The organism is Candidatus Binataceae bacterium, assembly GCA_035308025.1.
GTDB lineage: Bacteria > Desulfobacterota > Binatia > Binatales > Binataceae > JAJPHI01.
Genome location: DATGHL010000038.1, coordinates 19,206 through 44,901, shown reverse-complemented (window position 1 = coordinate 44,901; position 25,696 = coordinate 19,206). Strand labels below are relative to the sequence as shown.

Annotated in this window: 25 protein-coding genes and 1 other RNA gene; 19 read left to right on the top strand and 7 right to left on the bottom strand. The window is 63.3% G+C overall.

Annotated features, from left to right (window positions below; translation table 11 throughout):
- Positions 1 to 9: 9 nt before the first annotated feature.
- Complete coding sequence (gspE, locus tag VKS22_11440; protein ID HLW71221.1) at positions 10 to 1,725, bottom strand: type II secretion system ATPase GspE; 1,716 nt, start codon at positions 1,723 to 1,725, stop codon at positions 10 to 12.
- A gap of 85 nt (positions 1,726 to 1,810) precedes the next feature.
- Positions 1,811 to 2,236: a hypothetical protein gene (locus tag VKS22_11435; protein ID HLW71220.1), complete on the bottom strand. Its 426-nt coding sequence runs from the start codon at positions 2,234 to 2,236 to the stop codon at positions 1,811 to 1,813.
- 213 nt (positions 2,237 to 2,449) lie between these two features.
- Between VKS22_11435 and VKS22_11430 the strand changes: the two genes are divergently transcribed.
- The 6 genes from VKS22_11430 (at position 2,450) to pgl (ending at position 6,321) form a co-directional block, all read left to right on the top strand.
- Entirely contained in the window at positions 2,450 to 2,692 is a 243-nt protein-coding gene (locus VKS22_11430) for a hypothetical protein (protein HLW71219.1), read from the top strand.
- 72 nt (positions 2,693 to 2,764) lie between these two features.
- Entirely contained in the window at positions 2,765 to 3,544 is a 780-nt protein-coding gene (locus tag VKS22_11425) for an enoyl-CoA hydratase-related protein (protein HLW71218.1), read from the top strand.
- 205 nt (positions 3,545 to 3,749) lie between these two features.
- Entirely contained in the window at positions 3,750 to 4,469 is a 720-nt protein-coding gene (locus VKS22_11420; GenBank protein HLW71217.1) for a dienelactone hydrolase family protein, read from the top strand.
- Positions 4,470 to 4,532: 63 nt separating this feature from the next.
- Positions 4,533 to 4,883: a hypothetical protein gene (locus VKS22_11415; GenBank protein HLW71216.1), complete on the top strand. Its 351-nt coding sequence runs from the start codon at positions 4,533 to 4,535 to the stop codon at positions 4,881 to 4,883.
- Positions 4,884 to 4,951: 68 nt separating this feature from the next.
- Entirely contained in the window at positions 4,952 to 5,494 is a 543-nt protein-coding gene (gene msrA / locus VKS22_11410) for a peptide-methionine (S)-S-oxide reductase MsrA (GenBank protein HLW71215.1), read from the top strand.
- An 89-nt stretch (positions 5,495 to 5,583) separates the two neighbouring features.
- Positions 5,584 to 6,321 carry a 6-phosphogluconolactonase gene (gene pgl, locus VKS22_11405; GenBank protein ID HLW71214.1) on the top strand — a complete coding sequence of 246 codons (738 nt, stop codon included), beginning with the start codon at positions 5,584 to 5,586 and terminating at the stop codon, positions 6,319 to 6,321.
- A 171-nt stretch (positions 6,322 to 6,492) separates the two neighbouring features.
- Here the strand turns inward: pgl and VKS22_11400 are convergent, their stop codons facing one another.
- Complete coding sequence (locus VKS22_11400; protein ID HLW71213.1) at positions 6,493 to 7,230, bottom strand: hypothetical protein; 738 nt, start codon at positions 7,228 to 7,230, stop codon at positions 6,493 to 6,495.
- A 184-nt stretch (positions 7,231 to 7,414) separates the two neighbouring features.
- On the opposite strand from VKS22_11400, the gene rpmE reads away from it, so the two are divergent.
- From rpmE to VKS22_11365, 7 genes are all read left to right on the top strand, one after another.
- Positions 7,415 to 7,639, top strand: coding sequence for a 50S ribosomal protein L31 (gene rpmE, locus VKS22_11395; protein HLW71212.1), 225 nt, complete (start codon positions 7,415 to 7,417; stop codon positions 7,637 to 7,639).
- A gap of 59 nt (positions 7,640 to 7,698) precedes the next feature.
- On the top strand, positions 7,699 to 8,772 hold the full coding sequence (prfA, locus tag VKS22_11390) for a peptide chain release factor 1 (protein HLW71211.1): 1,074 nt from the start codon (positions 7,699 to 7,701) through the stop codon (positions 8,770 to 8,772).
- 21 nt (positions 8,773 to 8,793) lie between these two features.
- Positions 8,794 to 9,501: a class I SAM-dependent methyltransferase gene (locus VKS22_11385; protein HLW71210.1), complete on the top strand. Its 708-nt coding sequence runs from the start codon at positions 8,794 to 8,796 to the stop codon at positions 9,499 to 9,501.
- A 195-nt stretch (positions 9,502 to 9,696) separates the two neighbouring features.
- Positions 9,697 to 10,953 carry a UDP-N-acetylglucosamine 1-carboxyvinyltransferase gene (murA, locus tag VKS22_11380; GenBank protein ID HLW71209.1) on the top strand — a complete coding sequence of 419 codons (1,257 nt, stop codon included), beginning with the start codon at positions 9,697 to 9,699 and terminating at the stop codon, positions 10,951 to 10,953.
- 4 nt (positions 10,954 to 10,957) lie between these two features.
- Positions 10,958 to 12,358: a histidinol dehydrogenase gene (gene hisD, locus VKS22_11375; protein HLW71208.1), complete on the top strand. Its 1,401-nt coding sequence runs from the start codon at positions 10,958 to 10,960 to the stop codon at positions 12,356 to 12,358.
- Positions 12,342 to 12,998 carry an imidazoleglycerol-phosphate dehydratase HisB gene (hisB, locus tag VKS22_11370; protein ID HLW71207.1) on the top strand — a complete coding sequence of 219 codons (657 nt, stop codon included), beginning with the start codon at positions 12,342 to 12,344 and terminating at the stop codon, positions 12,996 to 12,998. The genes hisD and hisB overlap by 17 nt, the downstream gene beginning before the upstream one ends.
- Positions 12,999 to 13,038: 40 nt before the next feature.
- Entirely contained in the window at positions 13,039 to 13,788 is a 750-nt protein-coding gene (locus VKS22_11365) for a 1-(5-phosphoribosyl)-5-[(5-phosphoribosylamino)methylideneamino] imidazole-4-carboxamide isomerase (GenBank protein HLW71206.1), read from the top strand.
- A 1-nt stretch (position 13,789) separates the two neighbouring features.
- Here VKS22_11365 and VKS22_11360 read toward each other — a convergent pair whose 3' ends face one another.
- Positions 13,790 to 14,818 carry a D-glycerate dehydrogenase gene (locus VKS22_11360; protein HLW71205.1) on the bottom strand — a complete coding sequence of 343 codons (1,029 nt, stop codon included), beginning with the start codon at positions 14,816 to 14,818 and terminating at the stop codon, positions 13,790 to 13,792.
- 68 nt (positions 14,819 to 14,886) lie between these two features.
- Between VKS22_11360 and VKS22_11355 the strand changes: the two genes are divergently transcribed.
- Positions 14,887 to 17,064, top strand: a complete 2,178-nt coding sequence (locus VKS22_11355) for an acetate--CoA ligase family protein (protein HLW71204.1) — start codon at positions 14,887 to 14,889, stop codon at positions 17,062 to 17,064.
- Positions 17,065 to 17,094: 30 nt separating this feature from the next.
- On the opposite strand, the gene yacG is transcribed toward VKS22_11355, so the two are convergent.
- Positions 17,095 to 17,361, bottom strand: a complete 267-nt coding sequence (gene yacG / locus VKS22_11350; protein ID HLW71203.1) for a DNA gyrase inhibitor YacG — start codon at positions 17,359 to 17,361, stop codon at positions 17,095 to 17,097.
- A gap of 20 nt (positions 17,362 to 17,381) precedes the next feature.
- Positions 17,382 to 17,996, bottom strand: coding sequence for a hypothetical protein (locus VKS22_11345; protein HLW71202.1), 615 nt, complete (start codon positions 17,994 to 17,996; stop codon positions 17,382 to 17,384).
- Positions 17,997 to 18,135: 139 nt separating this feature from the next.
- On the opposite strand from VKS22_11345, the gene VKS22_11340 reads away from it, so the two are divergent.
- The 4 genes from VKS22_11340 to VKS22_11325 all read left to right on the top strand — a co-directional run bounded on the left by VKS22_11340 (position 18,136) and on the right by VKS22_11325 (position 22,868).
- Positions 18,136 to 19,908, top strand: coding sequence for an ABC transporter ATP-binding protein (locus VKS22_11340; protein HLW71201.1), 1,773 nt, complete (start codon positions 18,136 to 18,138; stop codon positions 19,906 to 19,908).
- 3 nt (positions 19,909 to 19,911) lie between these two features.
- On the top strand, positions 19,912 to 21,759 hold the full coding sequence (locus VKS22_11335) for an ABC transporter ATP-binding protein (GenBank protein HLW71200.1): 1,848 nt from the start codon (positions 19,912 to 19,914) through the stop codon (positions 21,757 to 21,759).
- Between the two features lie 10 nt (positions 21,760 to 21,769).
- An RNA gene (gene rnpB, locus VKS22_11330) (RNase P RNA component class A) lies at positions 21,770 to 22,108 on the top strand.
- Positions 22,109 to 22,178: 70 nt separating this feature from the next.
- Complete coding sequence (locus tag VKS22_11325) at positions 22,179 to 22,868, top strand: VOC family protein (protein ID HLW71199.1); 690 nt, start codon at positions 22,179 to 22,181, stop codon at positions 22,866 to 22,868.
- Between the two features lie 4 nt (positions 22,869 to 22,872).
- Here VKS22_11325 and VKS22_11320 read toward each other — a convergent pair whose 3' ends face one another.
- Positions 22,873 to 24,105 carry an ArsA-related P-loop ATPase gene (locus tag VKS22_11320; protein ID HLW71198.1) on the bottom strand — a complete coding sequence of 411 codons (1,233 nt, stop codon included), beginning with the start codon at positions 24,103 to 24,105 and terminating at the stop codon, positions 22,873 to 22,875.
- A 204-nt stretch (positions 24,106 to 24,309) separates the two neighbouring features.
- On the opposite strand from VKS22_11320, the gene rmuC reads away from it, so the two are divergent.
- On the top strand, positions 24,310 to 25,695 hold the full coding sequence (rmuC, locus tag VKS22_11315) for a DNA recombination protein RmuC (protein HLW71197.1): 1,386 nt from the start codon (positions 24,310 to 24,312) through the stop codon (positions 25,693 to 25,695).
- Position 25,696: the final 1 nt, after the last annotated feature.

Genomic DNA, 25,696 nt, shown 5'->3' with positions numbered 1-25,696 from the left:
GCGGCCGCGCTAACTGATCTCCTCTTGCGTAACGCGGAGCAGCTCTTCAATGGTGGTCTGTCCGGCCATCACGCGCTCGGCGCCGTCCTGTCTGAGCAATTTCATCCCTTGCGAAGTGCAGGCCCGCCGCAAGGTCGCGGAATCGGCCTTGCGCATCACGAGGCTGCGCACCTCGTCGTCAATGATCATCAGTTCCTGAATCGCGGTACGGCCGCGATAGCCACTGTTGCGGCAAGCTTTGCAACCCTTGGGTTTGTAGATCGGGCCCTTCAAATGACTGGGACGCAAACCGATACGCGCCAATTCATTTTCGGCGGGCGTGTACGGCTCGCGGCACTCCGGGCAGACCACCCGGAGCAGGCGCTGAGCCAGCACCGCCAACACCGAGGACGACACCAGGAACGGCTCGATCTCCATATCGACCAGGCGCGTCAGTGCGCCGAACGAGTCGTTGGTATGGAGGGTGGAAAAGACCAGATGGCCGGTGAGGGCGGCCTGAATCGCGATCTCGGCGGTTTCGCTGTCGCGGATTTCGCCGACCATGATGACGTCGGGATCCTGACGCAAAATCGAGCGCAGCCCGTTGGCAAATGTCAGCTCGATCTTCGGATTCACCTGCATCTGGCCGACGCCGTGAAGCTGATATTCGATCGGGTCTTCGATCGTGATGATATTTTTTTCGGGTGAGTTGATGCGGCTGAGGCAGGCGTAGAGCGTCGTGGTTTTGCCCGAGCCGGTGGGGCCGGTGGCGAGGATGATGCCGTGACTCTGCCGAATCAAGCGATCGATTTTGCGCAAATTGTCGCCCGAGAAACCCAGCCGATCGAGATTGACGTCGACCTGCGCCTGGCCGCGATCGAGCAGCCGCAGCACGATGCGCTCGCCGAAGGCGGTGGGAATGGTCGAGACGCGGATATCGATGTCGCGGCCGGCGATGCGCACGCGGATGCGCCCGTCCTGCGGCAGCCGCTTCTCGGCGATGTTCAGCCCGGACATAACCTTGATGCGCGAGGCGATCGCAGCATGAAAACGCTTGGGCGGTGACAGCAGATCGTAGAGCATCCCGTCGACGCGGAAGCGCACCACCAGATCGCGCTCGAAAACCTCGACGTGGATGTCACTGGCGCGATCCTTGACCGCCTGCGACAAGAGCCCGTTGACCAGCTTGATAATCGGCGCGGCGTCGTCGGCTTCGAGCAGATCGCGCGGCTCGGAGGCAAGCTCGCTGGCGACCAGATCGAGCCGCTCTTCGTCGAGATCGATCATCAAATCCTGGGCGGTGGTCGTGGCGGCCTGATCGTAGGCTCGATTGATCGCTTCGTTGATCACCTCGAGCGGCGCAACCACCGGATTGATCGCCTTGCCGAAAAGCACGTGGAGATCGTCGAGCACTTCGTAATTCGACGGATCTGCGATCGCGACCATCACCGCGCCGTCCTTCAGGCCGATCGGCAGCAGCGCGTTTTTCTTGGCGTAGTTGATCGGGACCTTGGCGACAAGGTCGCTGTCGAGCAGGTGGCCGTCGATTTGCGCCTGAAACGGCAACCAGTATTCCTGGGCGAGAGCACGGGCGAGCCGCTGGGGCTCGAGTGCGCCCATATCGACCAGCACCTGGGCGAGCTCTTGCCCAGGCTTTTTGCGCTGCTTGGCCTTCTCGAGGTCCTGAGGTGAAACCCAGGAACGGTCGAGCAGGATTGCTTCAAAACCTTTGTGCGCAGTCGCCATTACGTCGGGAAGAGTTCTCTACCAACAATTAGACACGATGTGCCGCGCGGGGCGCAATATTTCGTCAGCAGATGGCTGCTTTAGCCTAATAATGGGTAATCGGAGTTCCGCCCCCTCCGCCCGTGCCGAATCCGTAGCTGAATCCTGCGCCTTTTTTCGCCGGCATCGTATGCTCCACCGTCGCCCATGAGACGAGTTTGTCGTCGACGAACTTCAAATCGAGAAATTTGTCCGTGTCGCCGGGTTTGGTTGAGGTGTAGAGCAAAGTTGCCGCGATGTCGTTCGAGTTCGGCGTCGAAACGTAGCTCCAGAGTTCGGAATTCTGTTCGAGCGGCGTGCGCATGTCGGGTTCGCCCCAATCCGAGTGGACCTGAACGGTCGATTCTCCAGCCTTCAGCGTAGATGCCATGCGTGCCGCCTTGGCGCGTGAGCCGGCGTCATACACCACTCCGCAGCCGGCCACGAGCACGACCGCCAGCACCATCAGAGTGCGCAGCTTGAAGCGTCCCATCGGCGGAATTGTCTAGGCCCAGCCCGCGCATGTCAAATTTCCCGCTAGCTGCGGCGCTCCGCAGCCGCGCTCCGCTAATCAAGAATCTTGACGCAGCTCGCAGACTCGCTTGCTCGCTCCGCGCGGCAGCCGCGCTCCGCTAACGTTGTGTTGTGCTATAAAGCTGTCGCGGGAGGCGACTGTGCAGGAGACTCCGGGCAGAAGAGGCAATTGATGGCAAGCAGACTTAAGCTGGTGAAAGGCGCTGCGGAGCGGGGCGCAATGATTTACGGGATGCGGCTGTTCCAGCCGAGTCAGCCGGTCAAGGTCGAAGACGCGAGCGTCAGCTTGAACGACGGCACCTCGGCGCGCGTCACGATGCATCTGCTGGAAGGCACTCGCGCGCAGATTCGGCGGCAATTGATGCAAAGTATCGATGCGTTCTTTGAATTGCTCGACGAGGATCATCCGCAGTAACAGCAAGCGGAGCGACTTCGCGGGGCCCAATAAAGAATTAGATCAGAGGGGAAAAACTTAAGGAGCGTTGAGATGGACCTGAAGTTTGTGAAGTACGAGAAGAAGGATCATTTGGCGTACGTGACTTTCAACCGGCCCGAGGTGATGAACGCGATGCATCCGCCGTGTCACGTCGAAATGGATCAGGTCTGGGATGACTTCGCCGCCGACAAGAATTTGTGGGTAGCGATTCTAACCGGCGCCGGCGATCGGGCCTTCTCCGCCGGCAACGACTTGAAGTACACGGCGGCACATCACGGCGAACCGATGCCGCACTGGCGCGGCGGCTTCGCCGGCATCACCGATCGCTACGATATCGTCAAGCCGGTGATTGCGGCGGTCAACGGGTTCGCCCTCGGCGGCGGGCTGGAAATCGCGCTCGCCTGCGACATCATTATCGCCGCCGATCACGCGCGTCTCGGGCTGCCCGAGGTGCGCGTCGGCCTGATGGCGGGCGCCGGCGGAGTCCATCGGCTGCCGCGTCACATCCCGCTCAAGATCGCGATGGGCATGATGCTCACCGGCAAGCACATCATGGCCGCGGAAGCTCATCGATGGGGTCTGGTGAACGAAGTCGTGCCGCTTAAGGATCTGATGCCGACGGCAGAACGCTGGGCCGCGGAGATTATGGAATGCTCGCCGCTGTCCGTGCAGGCAAGCAAGGAGCAGGCCTATCAGGCATTGCATCTTTCGATCGAAGAGGCGACGGCGAAAAAGTATCCGGCGACCAATCGGCTCTTCAAGTCAAAGGATATGATCGAAGGTCCTCGCGCCTTCGCCGAGAAGCGCAAACCCAACTGGAAGGGGGAGTAAACACGAGGGAAGCTGTGCACAGGTCGGTGAGCAGAGTCGTTTGCGTGAAGGAGTAGGCTGGATCGGCGAGGCGCGGTCAAGGTCAGGAGTCTGCGAGCTGCGTCAAGAATCAGGGAGAACAGCGCCGCTCCACCCCGATAGCGAAATCCGCTATGAATGGGACGGACCGTAATTCACCAACGGCCAACTGTTCAATGGAGAATCGATGAAACACGAAGATATTCGCTATCAGGACGGCGACGTTAACTGTCACGGCCTCTACGCTTATGACGAGCATAGCAGCGCGCGCCGCCCGGGCGTGCTGATCATGCCCGACGCTTTCGGTCTCGGCCCCTTCGTCAAGGAGCGCGCCGAGCGCCTGGCCAAGCTTGGCTACGTCGGTTTCGGCGCCGACCCCTATGGCGATCGTCTGGTCGCCAAGGATCTTCCCGAGGGCATCAAGTACGCGATGGCGTTGCTGGGCGATCCCGCGAAAGTTCGCCGCCGCGTCCGCGCCGCGCTCGATAAGCTCGCGGCGCTGCCGCAAGTCGATCCCAAGCGGCTCGCCGTGATGGGTTATTGCATGGGCGGCACCTGCTCGCTCGAGATTGCGCGCGACGGCGCGGCGCTCAGCGGGGTGGTTTCATTTCACGGCGGCCTGGGCACCGCGATGCCCGCGGCGGCTGGCGCGGTCAAGGCGAAAGTCCTGGTGTGCAACGGCGCCGAGGATCCCTTCGTGCCGCCCGAGCAGTTAGCCGGCTTCACCGCCGAGATGACCAAGGCCGGCGTCGATTGGCAGGTCATCAACTACGGCGGTACGGTGCATAGCTTTACTAATCCTGAGGCCGACCTGATCGGCGCGCCGGGAATCAAATACAACGAACAGACCGACCGGCGTTCGTGGCAGGCGATGAGCGGATTCTTCAAGGAGATCTTTGGCGCCTGAGCACGAAGCTCGGAAGCCGTCAAAATGAAACGCGCGCGCCCTGATCCTGATGGTAGATCACTGATGGCAAACGCCGCCCGTTCGCTCCGGCGAAAAAATATCACTGATCTGGCGCGCGGGACTTGGTCGCGCATCTGGCGCGAGCCGATGCCCTCGGGCTGGAAGGTCTACCTGGTGCGCAAGACCGTCATCCAGCACGCTTACGGCCGACATGTATGCGGCGTGACGCAGCACGATCGCAAGACCATCCTGATTGGCCGTAACACCGATCACTACAGCTTCCGCACGATGGTCCACGAGTTGGCCCATCTGCGCACGCTCGGCGAGGAGCTCGATCACGGCCCGCGCTGGGAGTACGAGTTTCATCGCGTGGCTCATCCGGCCCTCGGCGCTGAACTTGATAAAGACATTTGATTATGGGATGGAGATAACCGCAGCGTCAGCCTGCAGCTTGAGTCATAAGGTGGGCGCGCAGGGATCAAATGAGCGATAAGACCGAGATTGCAGTATTTGGTGAAGGCTGCTTCTGGTGCACCGAGGCGGTGTTCGAGCAGGTTAAGGGCGTGATTAGCGTCAAATCCGGTTATGCCGGAGGCACGCTGCCCAACCCGACTTATTCTCAGGTCTGCACTGGCCGGACCGGTCATGCCGAGGTCGGGCGCATCGAATTCGATCCCGCGCAGGTCACCTACGCTGATCTTTTGACCGTCTTTTTCGCGACCCACGACCCGACGACCCTCAACCGCCAAGGCGCCGACGTCGGCACCGAATACCGTTCGATCATTCTCTACACTTCGCCGGCGCAGAAGCGCGCGGCGACAAACTGTATCGAGGAGCTCTCCAAAAGCAACGCCTTCAACGCGCCGATCGTCACCGAGATCAAACCGCTCGAGGCCTTCTACCCGGCCGAGGACTACCACGCCGAATACTATCGCAACAACGCTTTTGCGCCGTACTGCCAGGTCGTCATCACACCGAAGCTCGCAAAGTTTCACAAAAAGTACGCCGAACTGCTGAAATCGTAGCGTCGTTCACGAAGATTCGATCACCAGTTGCGTTCAGCCTTGATTCTGCGGAATCCTGACGTGATGAGCGCACCGCATTGGCCGGCGCAATGAGCGCACCAAAATTAATCGTCCTTGACGACGCCGCTTCCCTCTTCGTCCACGCCGCCGAAGAGATCGCGCACGTCGCCGGCGAGGCCGTGTGCACCCACGGCGAGTTCACCTTCTGCCTGACTGGCGGGTTGACCCCAGAGCCAACTTACGAGCTCCTCGCCTCACGCTTCCATCACAGTATCGATTGGAGTGAAGCGCAGTTCTTCTGGGGCGACGAGCGCTGCGTGCCGCCCGACGATCCCGCGAGCAACTTCGCGATGGCCAACCGCACGCTGCTCTCGAAGCTCGAGCTGCGCCCCGAGCAGATTCATCGGATGCGCGGCGAGGATCCTCCCGAGACCGCTGCGCGCGCTTACGAAGACCATCTGCGCACCTTCTTCCACCTCGACCCCGGCGCGATGCCCGTGTTCAATCTCGTGCTGCTCGGCTTGGGCGAGAACGCGCATATCGCGTCGCTCTTCCCGCACCATCCGGCCCTCGCCATCACCGACCGCCTCGCGGTTGCGATCGAGGTTGACGCCCCGCAACGCCATCGCATCACGCTGACGGCGCCGATTTTGAATCAGGCCGCACGCATCATCTTTCTGGTTGCCGGCGAGTCCAAGGCCGCGGCGGTGAAAGCGGTGCTCGAAGGTCCACGCGACCCCGAATCCGCGCCCGCGCAGCTCATCGCGCCGCCCGACGGCGACGTTACCTGGATGCTTGATCGGGCGGCGGCGCGCTTGCTGTCCTAAGACTCGAGCGCGGCGCGCGACGCTACAAAATCGCCAGCCCGATTTCGGTCGAGCACTAGCGAAGCGCAGCGTAGCGAGCAGGCGCGTCGTATCTTGGCCGCGCCTCGCAGACTCGGCCGCACCCTGGAGCTGCGTCAAGATTCCCAGTTGAAGATCCTTTTCAACTGCCTGCTACAAAATCGCCAGCCCGATTTCGGTCGAGTAGGTGTACTGGCCGTAGCGGTCAAAGGTCCGATTCGAGACGCTGCCCTGGATCTGTACGCGATAGGTGCCCTCAACGCTGCGCGCGCCGACCGGCGGATTGCGCGACCAGATGCCTTGCTTGCACGCCTCGATAAACAGCCGATCGACCGCGAGGTCGCCCGAATGATGCTCGATCACGATCTCCTTGAGCCGGCCCTCCGGGTCCATGATCGCAGTCAGCACCACCGGCGTCAGTTCGAGGGGCACGCGCTTGCTCCCCAGTTTCTCCGGCTCCAGCGTCAGCGCGGCGCGCATCGTCTGCGTCAACAAAATATCGCTGAAATTGGCGTACTGACGCGCTTTGTCATTGAGCAGGCGAGTTCCCCCCGGCGCCTGCGTGTCCGATGAGGGCGTCTCGGTGTCGTAACGTCCCGGCTCGCCGGCGGCGAGCTTGTGCGTCAGTTGCTCATTGCGCGAAGCGCCTACGCTGACGTTGCTCGTGGACTGCAAGGGTGAAACGGTCGGCAGCACCGGCGGCAGCGCGACCGCCGTCGTATCCGCCGCCGACAACTTCGATAGATCGGTCACCACTTCCGGCCGGTCGGGGACGTTCGGCACCGGTTGGAGCGGCCGTTCATCGCTCGGCGGTTTTGGCGCGACGCATCCGGCCAGCGCCAGCAACCCCAGCGCGAGCGCCGCACACCGACAGCGCAGCCCGATCTTCACCGCGGAAGTTTTGCCCGACCTTCGCATCCTGCGCGTCATCCTGCCGCGCAGCATTCTAGCCGCGCCGCCCCCGCAGCTCAAAGTTGTCACGCGATTCTAACCAGGTACGCAGGTGAATTGTGCCGCGACCAAATGATGATTATTATAGCTCCACTTCCGGTGACTAATGCCGGTGGGCCTTAATATGAAAGCTGCAATCCATCCCGACTATCGCCGATGCGTAGTGACCTGCGCCTGCGGCAACACCTTCGAGACGCATTCGACCCTGCCGAAAATCCAGGTCGAAGTCTGCTCGAACTGCCATCCGTTCTACACCGGCCAGCAACGCTTGGTCGATACCGCCGGACGCGTCGAGCGCTTCAACCGGAAATACGGCAAAACCCCCGCGACCAAGGCCACTGCCGAGTAAGCGAGGAGCCTGATGGCGCCCCTTCTGCGCGCGCGCCATGATTAATTGAGCAACGGCCGTTGAATCCTCTGCTCGACAAGCTCAAAGGCGTCGAGGAGCGCTTCGGCGAGCTCGAACGCCGCCTGAGCGATCCCGCAGTCGCCGCGAACAACCGCGAATACGCCAAATTGGGGCGCGAACGCGCGCAACTCGCGGACGTCGTCGTGGTCGCGCGCGACTACCGCAAACTGCTCGAGGAGATTGCCGAGCACGACGCCTTTATCCAGGGTGACGACGCCGAGCTACGAGATCTGGCCCGCGCCGATTTGCCGGAACTCGCGCGCCATCAAGGCGAAATCGAAGAGCGGCTGAAACTCCTGTTGACCCCGCGCGATCCCAACGACGACAAAAATGTCCTGCTCGAGATTCGCGCCGGCACCGGCGGCGAGGAGGCTTCGCTCTTCGCCGGCGTCCTCTTTCGCATGTACAACCGCTATGCCGAGCGCCACGGCTGGAAGGTCGAGGCGCTCAGCCAGAGTAGCACCGGCCTTGGCGGAATCAAGGAAGTCATCGCCTCGATCAGCGGGCGCGGCGCCTTCAGCCGCCTCAAGTTCGAGGGCGGGGTCCATCGCGTGCAGCGTGTGCCCGCGACCGAAGGTTCAGGCCGCATCCACACCTCTGCGGTAACCGTCGCCGTGCTGCCCGAGGCTGACGAGGTCGAGGTCAGCATCAACGAAGAAAAAGATTTGCGCATCGACGTGATGCGCGCGTCGGGTCCCGGCGGCCAGAGCGTAAACACGACCGATTCCGCCGTCCGCATCACTCATATTCCGACCGGGATGGTGATCATCTGCCGCGACGAAAAATCCCAGCACAAGAACAAGGCCCGCGCGCTCAAGATTCTGCGCGCACGCCTGCTCGAAAACGCCCACGCCGAGCAGGACGCCAAGATCGCCGACGCGCGCCGCTCGATGGTCGGGACGGGGGACCGCTCCGAACGCATCCGCACTTACAATTTTCCGCAGTCGCGCGTCACCGACCATCGCGTCAACCTGACGCTCCATCAGCTTGATCAGGTGCTCGACGGCGCACTCGAACCGATTATCGACGCGCTCGCCACCGCCGAACAAGCCGCCGCCCTCAGCGATAAATAGGGCGCGCCATCTTCGCCTGCGATGGAAGTCGCCATGCTAAATCTCAAATATCTGCGCCTTAAGGTCTTTCACGAAATCCTCACGCGCGTTCAGCCAGCTTTACGTGGAAGCCGGATGGCAGAGTTTGAGAAAATTTTTGCTCCGGAGCGCGGCACCCGGGTGATTGACCTAGGTGGCACCACCACAATCTGGAACCTGATCAAAACGCCACTCGACGTCACCATCGTGAACCTAACCTGCACAGATCCTGCGAAGAACACCGACAGCCATCATCACTTCACCTTCGTCGAAGGAGATGCCACACAACTTCACGACTACAGTGATAATAGTTTCGACATCGTCTTCAGCAACAGCGTGATCGAGCATGTCGGCGGTGAGCCGAACGAGCGGAAATTCGCTGGCGAAGCCCGCCGTCTGGCGCCCTCCTATTACGTCCAGACGCCCTCGGTCTATTTTCCGCTGGAGGCGCATACCGGCATTCCGTTCTGGTGGGCCATGCCCCGCGCCCTCCGTGCAAGAATGCACAGGGGCTGGGAGAAGACGCTCCCGGATTGGAACGAAATGATCAGAGGCACGACGGTGATCACACGTCGTAAATTACAGGGCTATTTCCCTGATGGGACGGTGAAGACGGAGCGTATACTCGGGATCCCTAAATCATATTATGTCTATCGCCTCGCGGACGTATCAGCGGTGGTCGGCACTGTTGAACGTCCCGCGAATCTTTAGCCTCACGAGTTGGTCTGTAACCGACAGGCACCATTTTAAAAATCTTGTTTCGCGACCCACCAGCCATTCCCGCATTTTCGCCACCAGGCTGCCGACCCATAGTGCCCCGCCGACAGCGCGGCGACTTGAGGTTGCAGCCGGCGCGAACCTGCGATAGCCCGCCGGGCGGGCGCACGTTAAAGTAGCGGCACCTTCATGGACCAGATGATCATCCGCGGCGGCCGCACGCTGCGCGGCGCGGTCGCCGTCAGCGGCAGCAAGAACGCCACTCTGCCGATTCTGATGGCGTCGCTGCTCACCCGCGAGCCGCTCGTCCTGCACAACGTCCCGCGCCTGCGCGACGTCCGCACGGCGATCGCCCTGCTCGAAGGGCTCGGCGCGACCGCGCACTGGCTCGACGAACACAGCCTCGAAATCTGCGCCGCCGAAGTGCACGCGCACGAGGCCTCCTACGACCTGGTCAAAACCATGCGGGCCTCGTTCGTCGTGCTCGGCCCGATGCTCGCCCGCACCGGCCGCGCGCGCGTCTCGACCCCCGGCGGATGCGCGATCGGGGCGCGGCCAGTCAACCTGCATATCGGCGGAATCCGCGCGTTGGGCGCGCGTATCCAGCTCCGCAACGGTTATGTCGAGGCTCACGCCGAGCGCCTGGCCGGCGCGCGTTTGTGGCTCGACAGTCCTTCCGTCGGCGCGACGGAAAACATCATGATGGCGGCGGTCCTGGCGCGCGGACGCACGACCATCGAAAACGCCGCGCGCGAACCCGAGGTCCAGGACCTCGCCGCACTGCTGATCGCGATGGGTGCGCAGGTCGAAGGCGCCGGCACCCACGTGATCACCATTGAGGGAGTCGAGCGGCTGCACGGGGCGGAGCATCGCGTCATCCCCGATCGCATCGAGGCCGGCTCATTGATGATCGCCGCGGCGATCACCGGCGGCGACGTGACCGTGGAAAACGCTCCGGCCGCGCAGCTCGACGCGGTGATCGTCAAGTTGCGCGAAACCGGCGCCGAGGTCTCATCGCTCAACGGCGGGCTGCGGGTCGCGCGTTCCGGTGGTTTGCGGTCAGTCGAGCTGCGCACGCTGCCCTATCCGGGTTTCCCGACCGATCTGCAGGCCCAGATGATGGCGCTGCTGACGCAGGCGCGCGGAACCTCCGTCATTACCGAGACCATTTTCGAGAACCGTTTCATGCACGCCCCCGAACTCATCCGGATGGGCGCCGACATCGTGATGAAGGGTCCGACCGCGATCGTACGCGGCGCCTCGCCGTTAAGCGGCGCACCCGTGATGGCGACCGACTTGCGCGCCTCGATGGGCCTCATTCTCGCCGGCCTCGCCGCCGAAAACCACACCCACGTCAGCCGCGTCTATCACCTCGATCGCGGCTACGAGGCGCTCGACGACAAGCTGCGCGCGCTCGGCGCAGAGATTGATCGCGTCGCCGAATAATCCGATGCCGCTGCGCGTATTGGATGCCGGATCACCGGCCTGCGAGCGCCTGCTCAAACTGATCTTCAAGCGGCGCGGCGAGACCGGCGGCGCGGTCGATCAAGCAGTTGCGAAAATTATCGCCGAAGTCCGCCGTGGCGGTGACGCGGCCCTGGTCCGCCTCACTGCGCGCTTCGACACAGTGAGGATTCCGCGCGCGCACCTCCGCGTGAGCGCCGCCGAATTAGCCGACGCGCGCGCGACGCTGCCAGTTTCGGAGCGGCGCGCGCTCGAGCTCGCCGCGCGACGGATTGAGGCTTTCCACCGCCGCACCCTGATCAAATCGTTCTCTTATCGAGAGGCTCTCGGGATGCGCCTCGGTTCGATCGTCCGCCCGCTCCGTCGCGTCGGCATCTACGTGCCGGGCGGGCAGGGCGCCTATCCCTCGTCGGTGCTGATGAATGCGATCCCCGCACGCGTCGCCGGCGTCAAAGAGATCGCGATGGTTTCCCCGCCCGGCAAATCCGCTGACAAGCCCGCTAAGAAGTCCGATAACCAGTTCGGCGACAACCTTGGCGTCTTGGCGGCGGCCGCGATCGCAGGCGTCAGCGAGGTCTATCGCGTTGGCGGCGCGCAAGCGATCGCCGCGCTTGCCTACGGCACTGCGACGATCGCTCCGGTCGATAAAATCGTCGGCCCCGGCAATGCCTGGGTGCAGGCGGCGAAAAGAATGGTCAATGGCGCAGTTGATATCGATAAAATGGCCGGGCCGAGCGAAGTCTTGATCATCGCCGACGCCGCCGCGCACCCGACCTGGGTGGCTGCCGATCTCATCGCGCAGGCTGAGCATGGCTCGGGTGACGAGGCCGCCATACTGCTCACTAACTCCCGGAGTATCGCAGAGGAGACCGCGGCGGCGCTCGAACGCGCGCTCGACGATCTGCCGCGGGCGGCGGCGGTCAGGCGCGTGATGGCGCGGCGGGCCGCTGCGATCATCGTCAAGGACCTCGATGCCGCGTTCGAGCTCGCTAATCAGATTGCCCCCGAACATCTTGAGCTCGAAATCGCCAACCCCGCGCGATGGCTTCCGCGGGTCGAGGCTGCGGGCGCGGTCTTTCTCGGTGGCCATTCGCCCGCGCCGCTCGGCGACTATCTCGCCGGGCCCAATCACGTTTTGCCCACCGGCGGCGCTGCCCGCTTCGCCTCCCCGCTGGGTGCTTACGATTTCCTCAAGCGAACCAGTATAATCGAGAGCTCGCAGCGGGCGCTGGCACAGCTTGCCCCGGCGACGACGCGGCTAGCGCGGATGGAAGGTTTCGAGGGTCACGCTCGCGCGATCGAGGTACGGTTCGAGCAGGGCCAACTTAAGCTGAATGGGCGGCAGGCGCGGCGGGGAAACAAGGCATCCAATGGAAAATCGAGTTAAGTCGCGCTCGCTCGGAATTGCTCGAACAAGCGCGGCGGCGAACAATTCGCCTAAACGTGTTGCGGCGGTCGAGCGCAAGACGCGCGAAACCCATATCAGCGTCGCCCTAAAGCTCGATGGCCGCGGCGACGCTGCCGTCAACACCGGCGTGCCGTTTCTCGACCACATGCTCGAAAGCTTCGCCCGCCACGGTTTTTTCGATCTCAAAGTCGCCGCCGACGGCGACCTTAAGGTTGACGATCATCATACTGTCGAGGACGTCGGAATCGTGCTCGGCCGGGCCTTCCGCGAGGCGCTCGGCGACCGTTCCGGCATCCGCCGCTTCGGCGAAGCCACCGTCCCGCTTGACGAGGCGTTGTGCAACGTCGTCGTCGACATCAGCGGGCGCTCTTACCTTGCCTACAATGTGCCCATCACCCAGGAACGCGTCGGCGCGTTTCAAACCACGCTGATCAACGATTTTATGAAGGCGCTCGCGGATGAAACCGGCATGAACCTCCACCTCAACCTGCACAGCGGGCGCAACCCCCATCACATAATCGAGTCGGCGTTCAAGGCGCTCGCGCGTGCGATGGACACCGCGACCGCGCTCGACCCTCGTATTGCCGGCGCGCTCTCGACCAAGGGCACCCTGTCCTGACGAGGGTCCGCGGCGGCGGGCGCTGCCACGGCATGATCGCTTGACGAATCCGCTCTTCAGCCGCTTCACCGTTATCCCGGCGATCGATCTCAAGGGCGGGAAAGTCGTGCGCCTGCTGCGCGGCGAGATGAGTCGCGCGACCGTTTATGACGATGATCCGGCGGCGACGGCCCGGCGCTTCGAGCGCGAGGGCGCCGAGCTGATCCATATCGTGGACCTCGACGGCGCGATCGTGGGCGCGCCGCAGAACCTCGAGGCGATCCACGCAATTCGCGACGCGGTCGGCTGCCGTCTCGATATCAGCGGCGGCTTGCGCTCGCTCGACTCGATTTGTGCCACGATCGCCGCGGGGGCCGATTTCGTCTCGCTGGGCTCGGCGGCTTTCCTGGAACCTCAAGTGATGGTTGAAGCTTGTGCGAAGTTCCCAGAGCGCATTTTCGGCTCGCTCGATGCGCGCGATGGCCATCTCGCGATTCGCGGATGGGTCGAGACCAGCCAACTTACAGTCGCCGACGCGATTAGCCGCTTTTGCGCGGCCGGCGCGGCCGCGATCGTGCTCACGGACATCGCCCGCGACGGCACCGAAGCGGGCGCCAACGCCGCGATGTTCTCCGCGAATGCTAAAAAGGCTGGTCTCCCGCTGATCGCCTCAGGTGGCGTCGCGACGCTGGATGATATTCGGGTGCTCGCGCGCTGTTTCGATGCGGGCGTCGCCGGCGTTATCAGCGGACGCGCGCTCTATGAAGGGCGCTTCTCGCTGGCGGAGGCGATCGCCGCCGCGCGAGGATAATCTATTTCGCTGACGCTGCCGGTGTGCGCAACGCCACGGTCGGGTTGGCGCAGCGACGGGGGAGCTTACCGGCTAAAACGTCGAGGACATTGTCGACGGCGAGTTCCGCCATCCGCAGCCGCGTCGCGTGACTTGCGCTGCCGATATGCGGCGTCACGACCACGTTCGGAAATTGCAACAGCGGATGGTCTGACGGGAGCGGCTCGACTTCCGTGACATCCAGGCCGGCGCCCGCGATCCGCTCGAGCTTAAGTGCCATGATCAGCGCCTCCTGATCGATCACGGCACCGCGCGCGGTGTTGACGATAATCGCCTCGCGTTTCATTGCGGCGAATTCGTGTGTGCCGATCAGATGATGCGTAGCCGGCGTCAACGGCACATTGATCGAAATAAAGTCCGACTCCGCCAGCAGCCGCGTCAGCTCAACCTGCTCGGCCGCAAGGACCACCTGCTCCGCCGCGGGAGCGGTGAGCACCGTCGCCGCGGGCTCTTGTCGCTGGCGCGAGGAAGTATGCGCCGCGTACAGGATGCACATCCCGAAACCTGCCGCGCGGCGCGCGACCGCCTGCCCGATCGCGCCCCAGCCGATAATCCCGAGCGTTGCACCCCAGACGTCCCGTCCGAGCATCAGGCGCGGCGTCCAGGTGCGCCAGCGTCCTGCGCGCACGTAGCGGTCGCCTTCGGCGACCCGCCGCGCCGCCGCCAGCATCAGCGCGAAGGCGAGGTCAGCGGTGGTCTCGGTCAAGACTCCGGCGGTGTGCCCTACGGCGATGCCGGCGCGAGTCGCCGCGTCAAGATCGATATTATCGAGTCCTACGGCGAAGTTGCTGATCACCGCGAGCCGCGGCAGCGCCGCGATCGTCGCCGCGTCGAAGCGATCCGAGACCATGCTGATGACGGCGTCGGTCGTGGCGACGCGCGTGAGCAGCTCCTCGTGCGGCGGCGCGTTCTCGTCGTCCCAGAGATCGACGCGCGCAGATTCCGCGAGCCGGCGCAGGGCAGCGTCGGCGATCGGGCGCGTCACGAACACCCGTTTTCTCGATTGCGGCGGCATCCCGGTTTTCAATCAGTCGCAAACCTTTGCTATACGCCAGAATCGTGGACGAGAGAACTATCGGACAATTAACCGCGAGCGCACTTGCGGACGGCCGCAATGCGCTCTCTGAGATTGACGCGAAGCTGCTGGTCCGTGCGCTCGGGGTCGCCGTCGAGATTCCTGATCACGCACGCAGCGGCGACGAGGCGGCCGCCGCGGCCAAGCGCCGCGGCTTCCCCGCAGTGCTGAAGGTCCTGTCCCCGCAAGTCAGCCACAAAAGCGAAATCGGCGGCGTCGCCCTCGGTCTGAACTCCGAGGACGAGGTCCGTGCAGCCTTCGAGCGTATTCGCCGCGACCTCGAGGCGCACTCGCCCGGCGCGCAATTCGACGGCGTCGCGGTCGATACGATGGCGCGCCCGGGCATCGAACTAATTGTCGGGATCGTTCGCGACGAGCGCTTCGGGCCACTGGTCATCGCCGGGCTGGGCGGCGTCTTCGTCGAAATCTTCGCCGATACGGCCTTTCGCCTTGCGCCGATTGATCGCCGCGAAGCGCGCGCGATGCTTGATGAATTGCGCGGCAGCGCGATCCTGCGTGGTGCGCGTGGGGGCAAGCCGATCGACCTCGACTCGGTCGCAGCGCTGCTCGCGACGCTGTCGGAGTTCGCTGCATCTCATCCTGAGGTTAAGGAACTGGACCTCAATCCGATTGTTGCTTATGAGCACGGGCTCGCCGTACTCGACGCGCGGGTATTGCTCGATAGCGCACAGACGCCAGCCGCCGAGGCCGATCCGAACCGCTCGCGCCGATTGGAAAATCTCGCGCAGGCCTTCAAGGCTCGCTCGGTCGCGGTGATCGGCGACAAGCGGGCCGGCGGCTACATGTGGTTGCGCGCGATGAAGCGTTTCACGGGCAAGCTCTACTCCGTCCAGATCGATCCGAAGGAAATCCCCGGAATCGAGGCGATGGGTATCGCCAACTACAAGTCGCTGGCCGACGTGCCCGAGGAGCGCATCGACTATGCTGTCAGCGCGGTGCCGCGCCAGGTCGCACCGCGTATCCTCAAGGACTGCATCGAGAATCGCGTCGGCAGCCTCGGCTTTTTCACTTCGGGCTTTAGCGAGACCACCGAGGAGCTAGGTATCCGCCTCGAGGGCGACTTGCGCAGTCAGGCGCTCGATTCGGAGATCGCGCTGGTGGGACCGAACTGCATGGGTCTCTACAGTCCCGCCGTCGGCCTGTGCAATTTCCCCGAGCTCAAGACCGGCGACGCCGGCGACGTCTGCTTCATCTCGCAAAGCGGTACGCATTCGATCAACTTCTCGCTGCAAGCTCCGGCGCGCGGTATCCGGATTAATTTTGCGGCGTCGATCGGCAACGTGCTGATGCTCGAGGCCGCGGATTACCTCGGCCTGATGGCCGACGACCCGGCCACGAAAGCGATCGGGATGTATATCGAAGGGACGCGCGACGGCCGCCGCTTCTTTGAAGCGCTTCGGCACGCCGCCACGCGCCATCCGGTCGTAGTCTGGAAGGGTGGCATGACCGACGCCGGTGCGCGCGCGACCTTTTCACATACCGGATCGCTCGCGACGCCAGCCGCGGTCTGGAGCGCGATGGTGCGGCAGGCCGGGGCCGTCAGCGTAACGGGTCTCGATCCGATGCTCGATGCGATTGAAATGCTCGCACGCGGGCGCGCGGTGGCGGGCGCGCGCATGGGACTGGTCGCGATGACGGGCGGGCAGTCGGTGGTGATCACCGACACTTTCGCGTCCGCGGGTCTCGAAATTCCCACGCTCTCCGAGGCCTCGTACGAGGAGCTGAAGAGCTTCTTCAATATTATCGGCGGCAGCTATCGCAATCCGCTCGACGCCGGCGGCACGATTGGCGGTGGCGTCCATACCGGCAATCTGGGGCGCATTCTCGACATCCTCGATCGCGATACGAAAATCGATGTGATCGTCCTCGAGATCGGAACAGGATTCGCCGCACAGCGCTGGGCCACGCATGAAGACGAGCTGACATCGCTGCTCGACAAAATTGCCGAATTCAATCAGCGCACGGCAAAGCCGTTCGTCGCGATCATGCATCAGGCCCACGTCGCGGCGATCGTCGCGCGCGCACGGGAACTGGCGCGCGCCCGTGGTCTGGTGGTGTTCGACAGCTTCGAGCGCGCCGCGGCCGCGATCAGGCTGTCCTACGATTACTGGTCGATGCGCAGCGCCCGCACGAAGTCTTAGGCGGACAACGAGGGGCGGAGCGCGCGACGCTCACTCCCGCGGTTTCTTGCGCGCGCGGTCAGTGGGTTGTTCCTGGGGTTGTTTGCCGGGCCGTTCGCGAGGCCGCGCGCGGGAGTGTTCATGCGGATGTTCATGATCATCGGGATGCTCGTGATCGTCGATTGTTCCCCCGGCGACGCTATACGCCTCGCTGGCCCAGGTTCCGAGATCGGCCATCCGGCAGCGCTCCGAGCAGAACGGGCGATAGCGGTTCTGCGGCGAGGGATCGGTTTCACGTTTGCAAACTGGACAGCGCATAATCTTTGCTCCACCTGAGGTCACGGCCAGAGACCGCGTTGTGCCGCACAGTCAAGCGTCCCGTTTGTGATGTCGAAATCTTTCTCTTCGGCGTCGTAGACCAGTTTTGCCATATAGCAGAGCGGATTCCCCCGAAGATTGTTGTACGCGGCGGCGATTTGCACCTCGAGTGAGGATTTACCCGCCACAATCGAAGCATAGGCCGCAGGCGGAATCGGCATTCGAAACAGATGTTGCGTGCCCGGCGACAGAATTCCCGGCGTGATGATCTTCGTAGTGGACTTTACCTCCTCCCCGTCGATGATCAAGCGCCAGATAATCTTCAGGTTCGTCGCTGAGACATCGCCAAGGTTGCGATAATCGATCACGACGCGTGGATGCCCGGGCCGGCTGGCATCGAGTGTGGTCGATTCGAGACCGAAATAGGCGCGCTCGGCCGCCGCATAGATCGCGTTGGCGATCGAGGCGGTCCGCCACGTCGCGAAGGCGCTAAAGGCCGTCGCCGCTACCATCAAGACTGCCATGAAATCAGCTAGGTTCAGTCGCGACAGCAATTGGTCCGTGAACCGTTGCTGAGTGATCGCCGCCTGCGCTTCGCGACTCGTTGTCGCTTCGGGATCTTCCCGCACTACCATGCACCCCTCCCTCTGCCTCGGCCTTGGGAAACGTATATTGTCTTACACTTCGAGCGTAAAGCCTGCGGGCCTTCGCGCAGAGGCCGGGCAGAATATGATGGACCGGCAGGGACGATTCCCATAACGTGAGCTTGGCGATATGAAACGCCTCTTCACCTACGCCTGGCGCTATCGCCTCTGGTACGCGATCGGCGGCTTCTTCACCTTTGCGTTCGCGCTCCTCCAGATGTTGCTGCCGCTGCTGATGCGCAGCGCGATCGACGACGCACGCGCCGCCCGTCCGACTAAGCTGGTGCATATCGCCATCGCGATGGTCGCCGTCGCGGTGCTGATGTGCGTCGCGCGGGCGCTCTCGCGCATCATCACTTTCAACACCGGGCGCGATATCGAATTCGATCTGCGCAACGAGCTTTTCGCTCACGCGACCCGGCTCGGTCCGGACTTTTATGAGCGCCTCAAGACCGGCGACCTGATGTCGCGCATGATCAACGACCTCACTGCCGTGCGCATGATGGTCGGGATGGGTGTGCTGAGTTTCACCAATACGCCGGTCACCTACATCTTCGCGCTCATCTTCATGTTCTCGCTCAACGCGCGGCTGACGCTCGCGCTGATCGTGCCTTATCTCGTCCTGTTCGTGGTGATTCGTTTTCTGACGCGCGCGATGATGGAGCGCAGCTTCCGGGTGCAGGAGGGTCTGGGCGACCTCGGCGCGAAGGTTCAGGAGAGCCTGTCGGGCATCCATCTGGTCAAGGCTTATACGCTCGAAGAGCGCGAGGTCGAACGCTTCCGCGCGCTGAACGACGATTACAACGAGCAGAATCTCGCGCTGGCGCGCGTGCGCGGCGCGCTGATGCCGCTGATCCGCGCCGCCGTGGCGGGCTCGATGATGATTCTGCTGACCTATGGCGGCGCGTTGATCGAGGCCCATCGGATCACGATCGGCGACTTGGTCGCCTTCATGACCTACCTCGGCCAACTCGCGTGGCCCACTGTCTCGATCGGCTGGATGCTCTCGATTTACCAGCGCGCCAAGGCGTCGATGCGTCGCCTCGAGGAGATTTTCGAGGCGACCGAGGTGGCTAGCGTTGAAGGGGACGAGATCCGACTCGAGACCTCCGGCGCGATCGCCTGGGAGCGCGTTTCGTACAGCTACTTTGCCGATCCAGCCGGCGCGATCAACGGCGCGACGCTCAATGGCGCATCTAAGCATTCGTGGGCGCTGCGCGATATCAGCGTGAAGGTGCCGGCCGGCGGCAAGCTCGCGATCGTCGGACGCACCGGAGCGGGTAAATCGACGATGGTCAAACTGTTGGCCCGGCTGATCGAACCGACCACCGGACGGGTGACCCTCGACGGCAGCGATCTGCGCGAGCTGCCGCTGGCGGGTCTGCGCAAGACAATCGGGGTAGTGCCGCAGGAGCCGGTGCTGTTCTCCGACACGATTGCGCGCAATATCGCCTTCGGCCGCCTCGACGCCACGCCCGAGGAGATTGCTGCGGCGGCGCATATCGCGGGACTTGACGTTGACCTCGAAGCGATGCCGCGCGGCTACGACACAATCGTCGGCGAGCGCGGGATGTCGTTGTCCGGCGGCCAGAAGCAGCGGGTAACGATCGCGCGGCTGCTGGCATATAGCCCGGCGGTCGTGGTGCTCGACGATGCGCTCTCGAGTGTTGACACGGAAACTGAAAGGGCGGTGCTCCACAGCCTCGAAGAAAGCGTCAAGGGCCGCACTACCATCGTAGTTGCCCATCGCGCTTCCACCGTGCGCGACGCCGACGAGATCGTCGTGCTGGAAGAAGGCACGATCGCCGAGCGCGGCACCCACGAACAGCTCATGGCGCGCAGCGGTATCTATGCCGAGCTGTTCCGTCGCCAACTGCTCGAGGAGGAGCTTGCGCGCTACTAGCCGATGGCCGACGCACCGCAAGATCGCAGCCTCCGTTCTTATGATTGGCGTCTGCTCAACTTTATCTGGCGCTATATCCATCCGTATCGCCGCCTGTTCTGGCTCTCGGTCATCCTGATGCCGATCAACACGACCTTCGTGCTGATTCAGCCCTATGTCTTCAAGCTCACGATCGATATCTTCCTGGCGGCGCATACCACCGCCGCCCCGCACTGGCTCGCGCCGATCCTCGCGGCTTCTCACGGCCACGGCCTGCTGGTAATGGGAGCGATGTACCTTATCCTCCTGCTGGGCGAGGTCTCGAGCTTCTACGGACAGTTCTATCTGACCATGCTGGTCGCGCAGTATAGTCTCTCCGACCTGCGGGTAGCACTGTTCCGCCACGTCGAGCGGCTGCCAATGGCCTATTTCGATCGCACGCCCGCCGGCCGCCTCGTCAGCCGGATGACCACCGACATCGACGCCGTGAACGAAATGTTCAGCTCGGGCTCGCTCACGCTGCTGATGGATTTCCTGACGCTGGCCGGCATCATCTCGATCATGCTGGCGTTCAACGTCCGCCTGGCGCTGTGGTCGCTCTGCGGCGTGCCGCCGCTGTTGCTCGTCATTAACTTTTTCCGTGTGCGGATGCGCGTGGTCTTTGGCGAGATTCGCGAGCGCCTCGCCGCGCTCAACGCCTATCTCTCCGAGGCGCTGAGCGGAATGACGGTGATCCAGCTCTTCACACGCGAGCGCGAGAGCAGGCGCGAGTTTCAGGAGCTCAATCAGAAGAATCGCGAGTCGCAGCGCATCTCGAACATCTACGACGGCGCGATGTTCTCCTCGGTCGAGGCCCTCAGTTCGATCACGGTTGCGATGATTCTGTGGGTGGGCGGTGGCGACGTCATTCATCGATTGATCACGATCGGCACCCTCTATGCGTTTATCGACTACGCGCAGCGTTTTTTCATGCCGCTGCGCGACGTCTCGTCGAAGTACACGACCTTGCAATCGGCGCTGGCGTCAGTCGAGCGGATTGAAGCGCTGATGACGATTCCGGAATCGATCGCGAGTCCGGCCGTGCCGCGCCGCATCACGCGCCCGCTCGGCGCGATCGCCTTCGAGCACGTTTCCTTCGAGTACCGCCGCGGCGAGCCGGTCTTGCGCGACCTGAGCTTTCGCGTCGAACCGGGCCAGAAGGTCGCGATCGTCGGACCGACCGGCTCGGGCAAGACGACCATCATCAAGCTGCTCAACCGCTTTTACGACGTCACCTCCGGCCGCATCCTGATTGACGGCGGCGACGTCCGTGAATGGAATCTGCGCGATCTGCGCCGCACGATCGGCCTGGTCCAGCAGGATGTCTTTCTCTTCGCCGGCGACCTGCTCGACAACGTCCGCCTCAGCCGGATCGATTTGACTGAAAGCCAGGTGCGCGACGCGCTCGCGCGCGCGCAGGCGCTCCGCTTCGTCGAGCGGCTGCCGCACGGCCTCCACGAAGAGATTCACGAGCGCGGGGCCAATCTCTCAGCCGGGCAGCGCCAACTGCTCTCGTTCGCCCGCGCGCTCGCGTACGATCCCCGTATCCTCGTGATGGACGAGGCGACCTCGAGCGTTGACAGCGAGACCGAACGCCTCGTTCAGATCGCGCTGCGGCAGTTGCTCTCGGAGCGCACCGCGCTGATCATCGCTCATCGGCTCTCGACCATCGAGCGCGCCGATCGCATCCTCGTGCTGAGCAACGGCGTCTTGCGCGAGAGCGGTACTCATGAGGAGCTGCTCCGCCGCCCGGGCCTCTATCGCCGCCTCTTCGAGTTGCAGTACGCGACCAGCGCCGAGCCGCTCCGAGAAGCGCCCGCGAAAGTGCTATGATCCCGCAGCCGGAGTGAGTCGGGCGATCGCTGCGTAACTGCGGAGGAAAGTCCGGGCTCCATAGGGCAGGATGGCCGTTAACGGCGGCGCGGAGTGATCCGCGGAAAGTGGCACAGAAAACAGACCGCCCGTCAGGGCAAGGGTGAAATGGCGGGGTAAGAGCCCACCGGCGCGCGAGTGATCGCGCGCGCATGCCAAACCCCATCCGGAGCAAGACCAAATAGGAGGGATGAACGGCCCGTTCGCAATTCCTCGGGTATGGTCGCTCGAGCCGGCGCGCAAGCGCAGGCCCAGATGAATGATCGCCACCGTGAGGGGACAGAACCCGGCTTACAGGCTCACTCCGGCATCTATACAACTTCGGGCCGATTCAGTAGATTTCCGCAAAGGCAGGCTTATCATCGGAGGTAGCAACACTTATGGGATTGGCAAACGGCGTTCACCACCTCGCGATCTGTACCAAGGACATCAAGAAGCAGATTGAGTTTTTCACTCAACACGTCGGTATGGAACTGGTTGCGCTCTACTGGATGCACGGCGTCGACAAAACCTTCCACGGCTTTTTGAAGCTCGGTGACAGTTCGTCAATCGCCTTTTGCCAATCGCCCGAGATTGGCGAGATTCAGCCGCAGAAGGGCGTCTCCCATCCGGCGTGGACCGCCGCGCCGGTGGCCGCCGGCGTGATGCAGCATCTTGCGCTCAATGTTGATAGCGAAGCTGACCTGCTCGCGATTCGCGATCGCGTGCGCACGCACGGCGACTGGGTGATGGGACCGATCGACCATGGTTTCTGCAAGTCGATCTATCTCGCCGCCCCCGAGGGGATCATGCTCGAGTTCTCGACCTCCGAGGGAAAAACGATTGACGCCGAGTCGTGGATCGATCCCGAGGTCGTGCGGCTCAGCAATATCAGTATGGCCGAGCTCGATCGCTACAAGCATCCACCGGCCTTCGAATCACGCGGCGGCGCGGTGCCGAATCCGGCGGTCGATCTGGCGCATCCGCCGATGGAGTTTCCGCCGGGACGGGAAGCGGTCTTCGCGATGAGCGACGCGGAGGTCTTTGCCCGCATGAGCGAGACGACGCCGCCGGTGCAAGCGAAGCGCTGATTCGTCACTGCGCCGGGTACGGACGCGCGTTGGCTTTGCGCTCGTGAGTCGCGAAGGCGCGCGCCGCCTGCTCGAGGAAGCGGCCGCCGGCGCCTTCTACTTCCAACGCGTCAGCGACTTTTGTCAGCCAGCGCAACTCGCTGGCGTCGCGCTGAAGCTCGGGAATAGCGATCAGTGAAACACGGGCGCGGATTTCGCGAGCGAATTTCGCTGCGCGGCTGATCGCGGCAGCTTGTTCCGCCGCGTAGTCTGCGAGGAACTGCGCGATCGCGGCAAGCCGCTGATCGGTTGACGCGAGCGCCTGCAATTCCGCCGCCTCGCGCAAATGGGGCGGGACGCGGCCCGGCGCGCCCGCCAGAGCGGTAAAGGTTTTCTCGTCGGCGACGCGGTTGATCACCACGGCAGCGAGCCGCAGACCCTCATTTTCGATCCGGCGGATAATCGCACAAGCCTCGTTCAGGCGGTTCTCCTCCGCAGTGGTGACCAGCACGAAGTTGACCGACGACGAGCGCAGCAGCGAATCGCCCTCGACCATCCGTGCACGCAGCGCGTCGGTCGCTTCGGCGGCGGCGCCGAAGAATTGCGCGATCGCAAAGAGTGGCAGGGCGCCGGCGAATTTCTCGATCTGCGCGACGATCAGGCTGGCGATACGGCTGGTCACCGGCGGGCGTTCGCGTCCGGCCCGCGCCGTCCACTCCAACAGCCATCGCGCCGAACGCGAATCCAGCAGACGGGCGAGGTGCGCCGGCGCCTCGATAAAATCGAAGGCCTGCTGCGTCGGCGGAGTATCGACGACCTCGACCCCAAACTTCCCGCTCTCGTGCATCGCGAGCAGTTGTTCGAGCGCAGCGTAGGCTTCGGCGCCCGCAAATCGTTGCGTGAGGTTTTGATAGAACTTGTTCTCCAGGATTTGACGGCGCGCGGTCGGCGCTTTAACCAAACGCTCAATCATGCCGTCCCATGTGGCTTTGACGTCCATGCTGCTGGCGGCGAGCACCAGCCGCCCGCTCAGACCGGCTGCGCGCAACCGTCGCGCATCAAGCGGGCGCGGCCGCACCTCCAGCCGTGCGATGCCCAAGGCGTCGCGCAGCCGGCGCGCCGGATCAACCGTCAATACTCCGGTGCTGAAACCGGCGCGCGCGGCACCCAAACCCAGCGCGGCGGCGATCGTCGTTTTGCCGACTCCGCCCGCACCCACCACCACGACAATCGAACCCGGCTTAAATAATTTTTTCACGCCTCAATCTTTGACATCTTAATGTGCCACTTTAGGTTTCACTTTTACGACTTTTTTCAGCTCTTCACTTTTTCACGACGCTACGGATCGGGCCACGATACCATCCGTGCTGCGCAATTTCTGTGGACAAGCTTAAGCGCGCGAATAGACCGTCAACCTTGCGCCACGTAAATTGGTAGCTGGGGCTGCTGCGAGGATGTGGTGATGGAGCTGTTGTGGATGCTGTTCGGAGTTGCGCTCGGTTCGGTCGTGGGATGGATCGTCGCCGCCAACCGCATCCGCGCTAAGTTTGAAACCTCGCTGCGCGGCGCCGAGGCGCTTGCCGCAGCATCGTCGGCTGAGGCGAGTGCGCTGGGCGCCGAACTCGAGCGCGGCCGCGCCGAGATCGAGGGCTTGCGCCATCGCCTCGACGTCGCGGCGACCGCGAACGCCGGACTCGACGCGCGCGCTGAGGAGATGCGCCGGCGCTTCGACGAACAGCGCCAACTGCTCGACGCGGCGGAACGCAAATTTGCCGACGCCTTTCGCGCGCTGGCGGCCGACGCGCTCAAGTCGAGCAGCGAGAGTTTCCTGACGCTCGCGGCAGAACGCTTCGGTTCGATCCAGCAGCAGTCGGTGGCCGATCTCGACGCCCGTCGCGGCGCAATCGATCGCATCGTCGAACCGGTCAAGGAATCGCTCGCGAGCCTCGATCGTGAAATTCGCCGCATCGAAAACGAACGGCGCGGCGCGACTGACGTGTTGACCGATCAGCTCCGTTCGCTCAGCTCGCAGACCAACCGGCTGGTCGATGCGCTCAAAACCCCAACGGTGCGCGGCCGCTGGGGCGAAATCCAATTAAGGCGCGTCGTCGAGATCGCCGGCATGGTCGAACATTGCGACTTTCACGAACAGGCCCAGCTCACCACCAGCGGCGACAGCAAACTTCGGCCCGACATGATCGTCCGCCTGCCGGGTGGCAAGAACGTCGTGGTTGACGCCAAGGCCCCGTTGCAAGCCTACATGGAAGCGATCGAAGCGGAAGGCGAGGGTGAACGCGCCGCGAAACTGCGTGACCACGCCCGTCAGATTCGCAACCATATCGAACAGCTCAAAGCCAAAGCCTACTGGGACGCTCTCGAGCACGCGCCCGAATTCGTCGTGCTCTTTCTGCCCGGCGAAATGTTTTTCAGCGCAGCCCTCCAGCAGGACGCCACCCTGATCGAGGATGCGGCCGAGGCGCGCGTGATCCTGGCGACGCCGACCACGCTGATCGCGCTGCTCAAGGCCGTCGGTTACGGATGGCGTCAGGCGTCTCTCGCCGACAACGCCGAGCGCATCAGCCGCTTGGGACAGGAGATCCACGACCGCCTGACTATCATGCGCGATCATTTCGCACGGGTTGGCGCGTCGCTCGGCGGCGCGGTGCGCTCGTTCAACGACGCGGTCGGTTCGTTTCAGTCGCGCGTGATGCCGACGGCGCGGCGCTTCCGTGAACTTGGTGTCGGCGGTAAGCAGGAACTCCGCGATTTCGACACGGTCGATACGATTCCGCGGGAGCCTGAGTCGACCGCCGCCAACGGTATTTCAGAAACCCTGCGCGGGAAATAAT

Coding starts and splice junctions, on each gene's coding strand:
- gspE (HLW71221.1), bottom strand. CDS start 1,725: ATGGCGACTGCGCACAAAGGTTTTGAAGCAATCCTGCTCGACCGTTCC.
- VKS22_11435 (HLW71220.1), bottom strand. CDS start 2,236: ATGGGACGCTTCAAGCTGCGCACTCTGATGGTGCTGGCGGTCGTGCTC.
- VKS22_11430 (HLW71219.1), top strand. CDS start 2,450: ATGGCAAGCAGACTTAAGCTGGTGAAAGGCGCTGCGGAGCGGGGCGCA.
- VKS22_11425 (HLW71218.1), top strand. CDS start 2,765: ATGGACCTGAAGTTTGTGAAGTACGAGAAGAAGGATCATTTGGCGTAC.
- VKS22_11420 (HLW71217.1), top strand. CDS start 3,750: ATGAAACACGAAGATATTCGCTATCAGGACGGCGACGTTAACTGTCAC.
- VKS22_11415 (HLW71216.1), top strand. CDS start 4,533: ATGGCAAACGCCGCCCGTTCGCTCCGGCGAAAAAATATCACTGATCTG.
- msrA (HLW71215.1), top strand. CDS start 4,952: ATGAGCGATAAGACCGAGATTGCAGTATTTGGTGAAGGCTGCTTCTGG.
- pgl (HLW71214.1), top strand. CDS start 5,584: ATGAGCGCACCAAAATTAATCGTCCTTGACGACGCCGCTTCCCTCTTC.
- rpmE (HLW71212.1), top strand. CDS start 7,415: ATGAAAGCTGCAATCCATCCCGACTATCGCCGATGCGTAGTGACCTGC.
- VKS22_11385 (HLW71210.1), top strand. CDS start 8,794: ATGGAAGTCGCCATGCTAAATCTCAAATATCTGCGCCTTAAGGTCTTT.
- murA (HLW71209.1), top strand. CDS start 9,697: ATGGACCAGATGATCATCCGCGGCGGCCGCACGCTGCGCGGCGCGGTC.
- hisD (HLW71208.1), top strand. CDS start 10,958: ATGCCGCTGCGCGTATTGGATGCCGGATCACCGGCCTGCGAGCGCCTG.
- hisB (HLW71207.1), top strand. CDS start 12,342: ATGGAAAATCGAGTTAAGTCGCGCTCGCTCGGAATTGCTCGAACAAGC.
- yacG (HLW71203.1), bottom strand. CDS start 17,361: ATGCGCTGTCCAGTTTGCAAACGTGAAACCGATCCCTCGCCGCAGAAC.
- VKS22_11345 (HLW71202.1), bottom strand. CDS start 17,996: ATGGTAGTGCGGGAAGATCCCGAAGCGACAACGAGTCGCGAAGCGCAG.
- VKS22_11340 (HLW71201.1), top strand. CDS start 18,136: ATGAAACGCCTCTTCACCTACGCCTGGCGCTATCGCCTCTGGTACGCG.
- VKS22_11335 (HLW71200.1), top strand. CDS start 19,912: ATGGCCGACGCACCGCAAGATCGCAGCCTCCGTTCTTATGATTGGCGT.
- VKS22_11325 (HLW71199.1), top strand. CDS start 22,179: ATGGGATTGGCAAACGGCGTTCACCACCTCGCGATCTGTACCAAGGAC.
- rmuC (HLW71197.1), top strand. CDS start 24,310: ATGGAGCTGTTGTGGATGCTGTTCGGAGTTGCGCTCGGTTCGGTCGTG.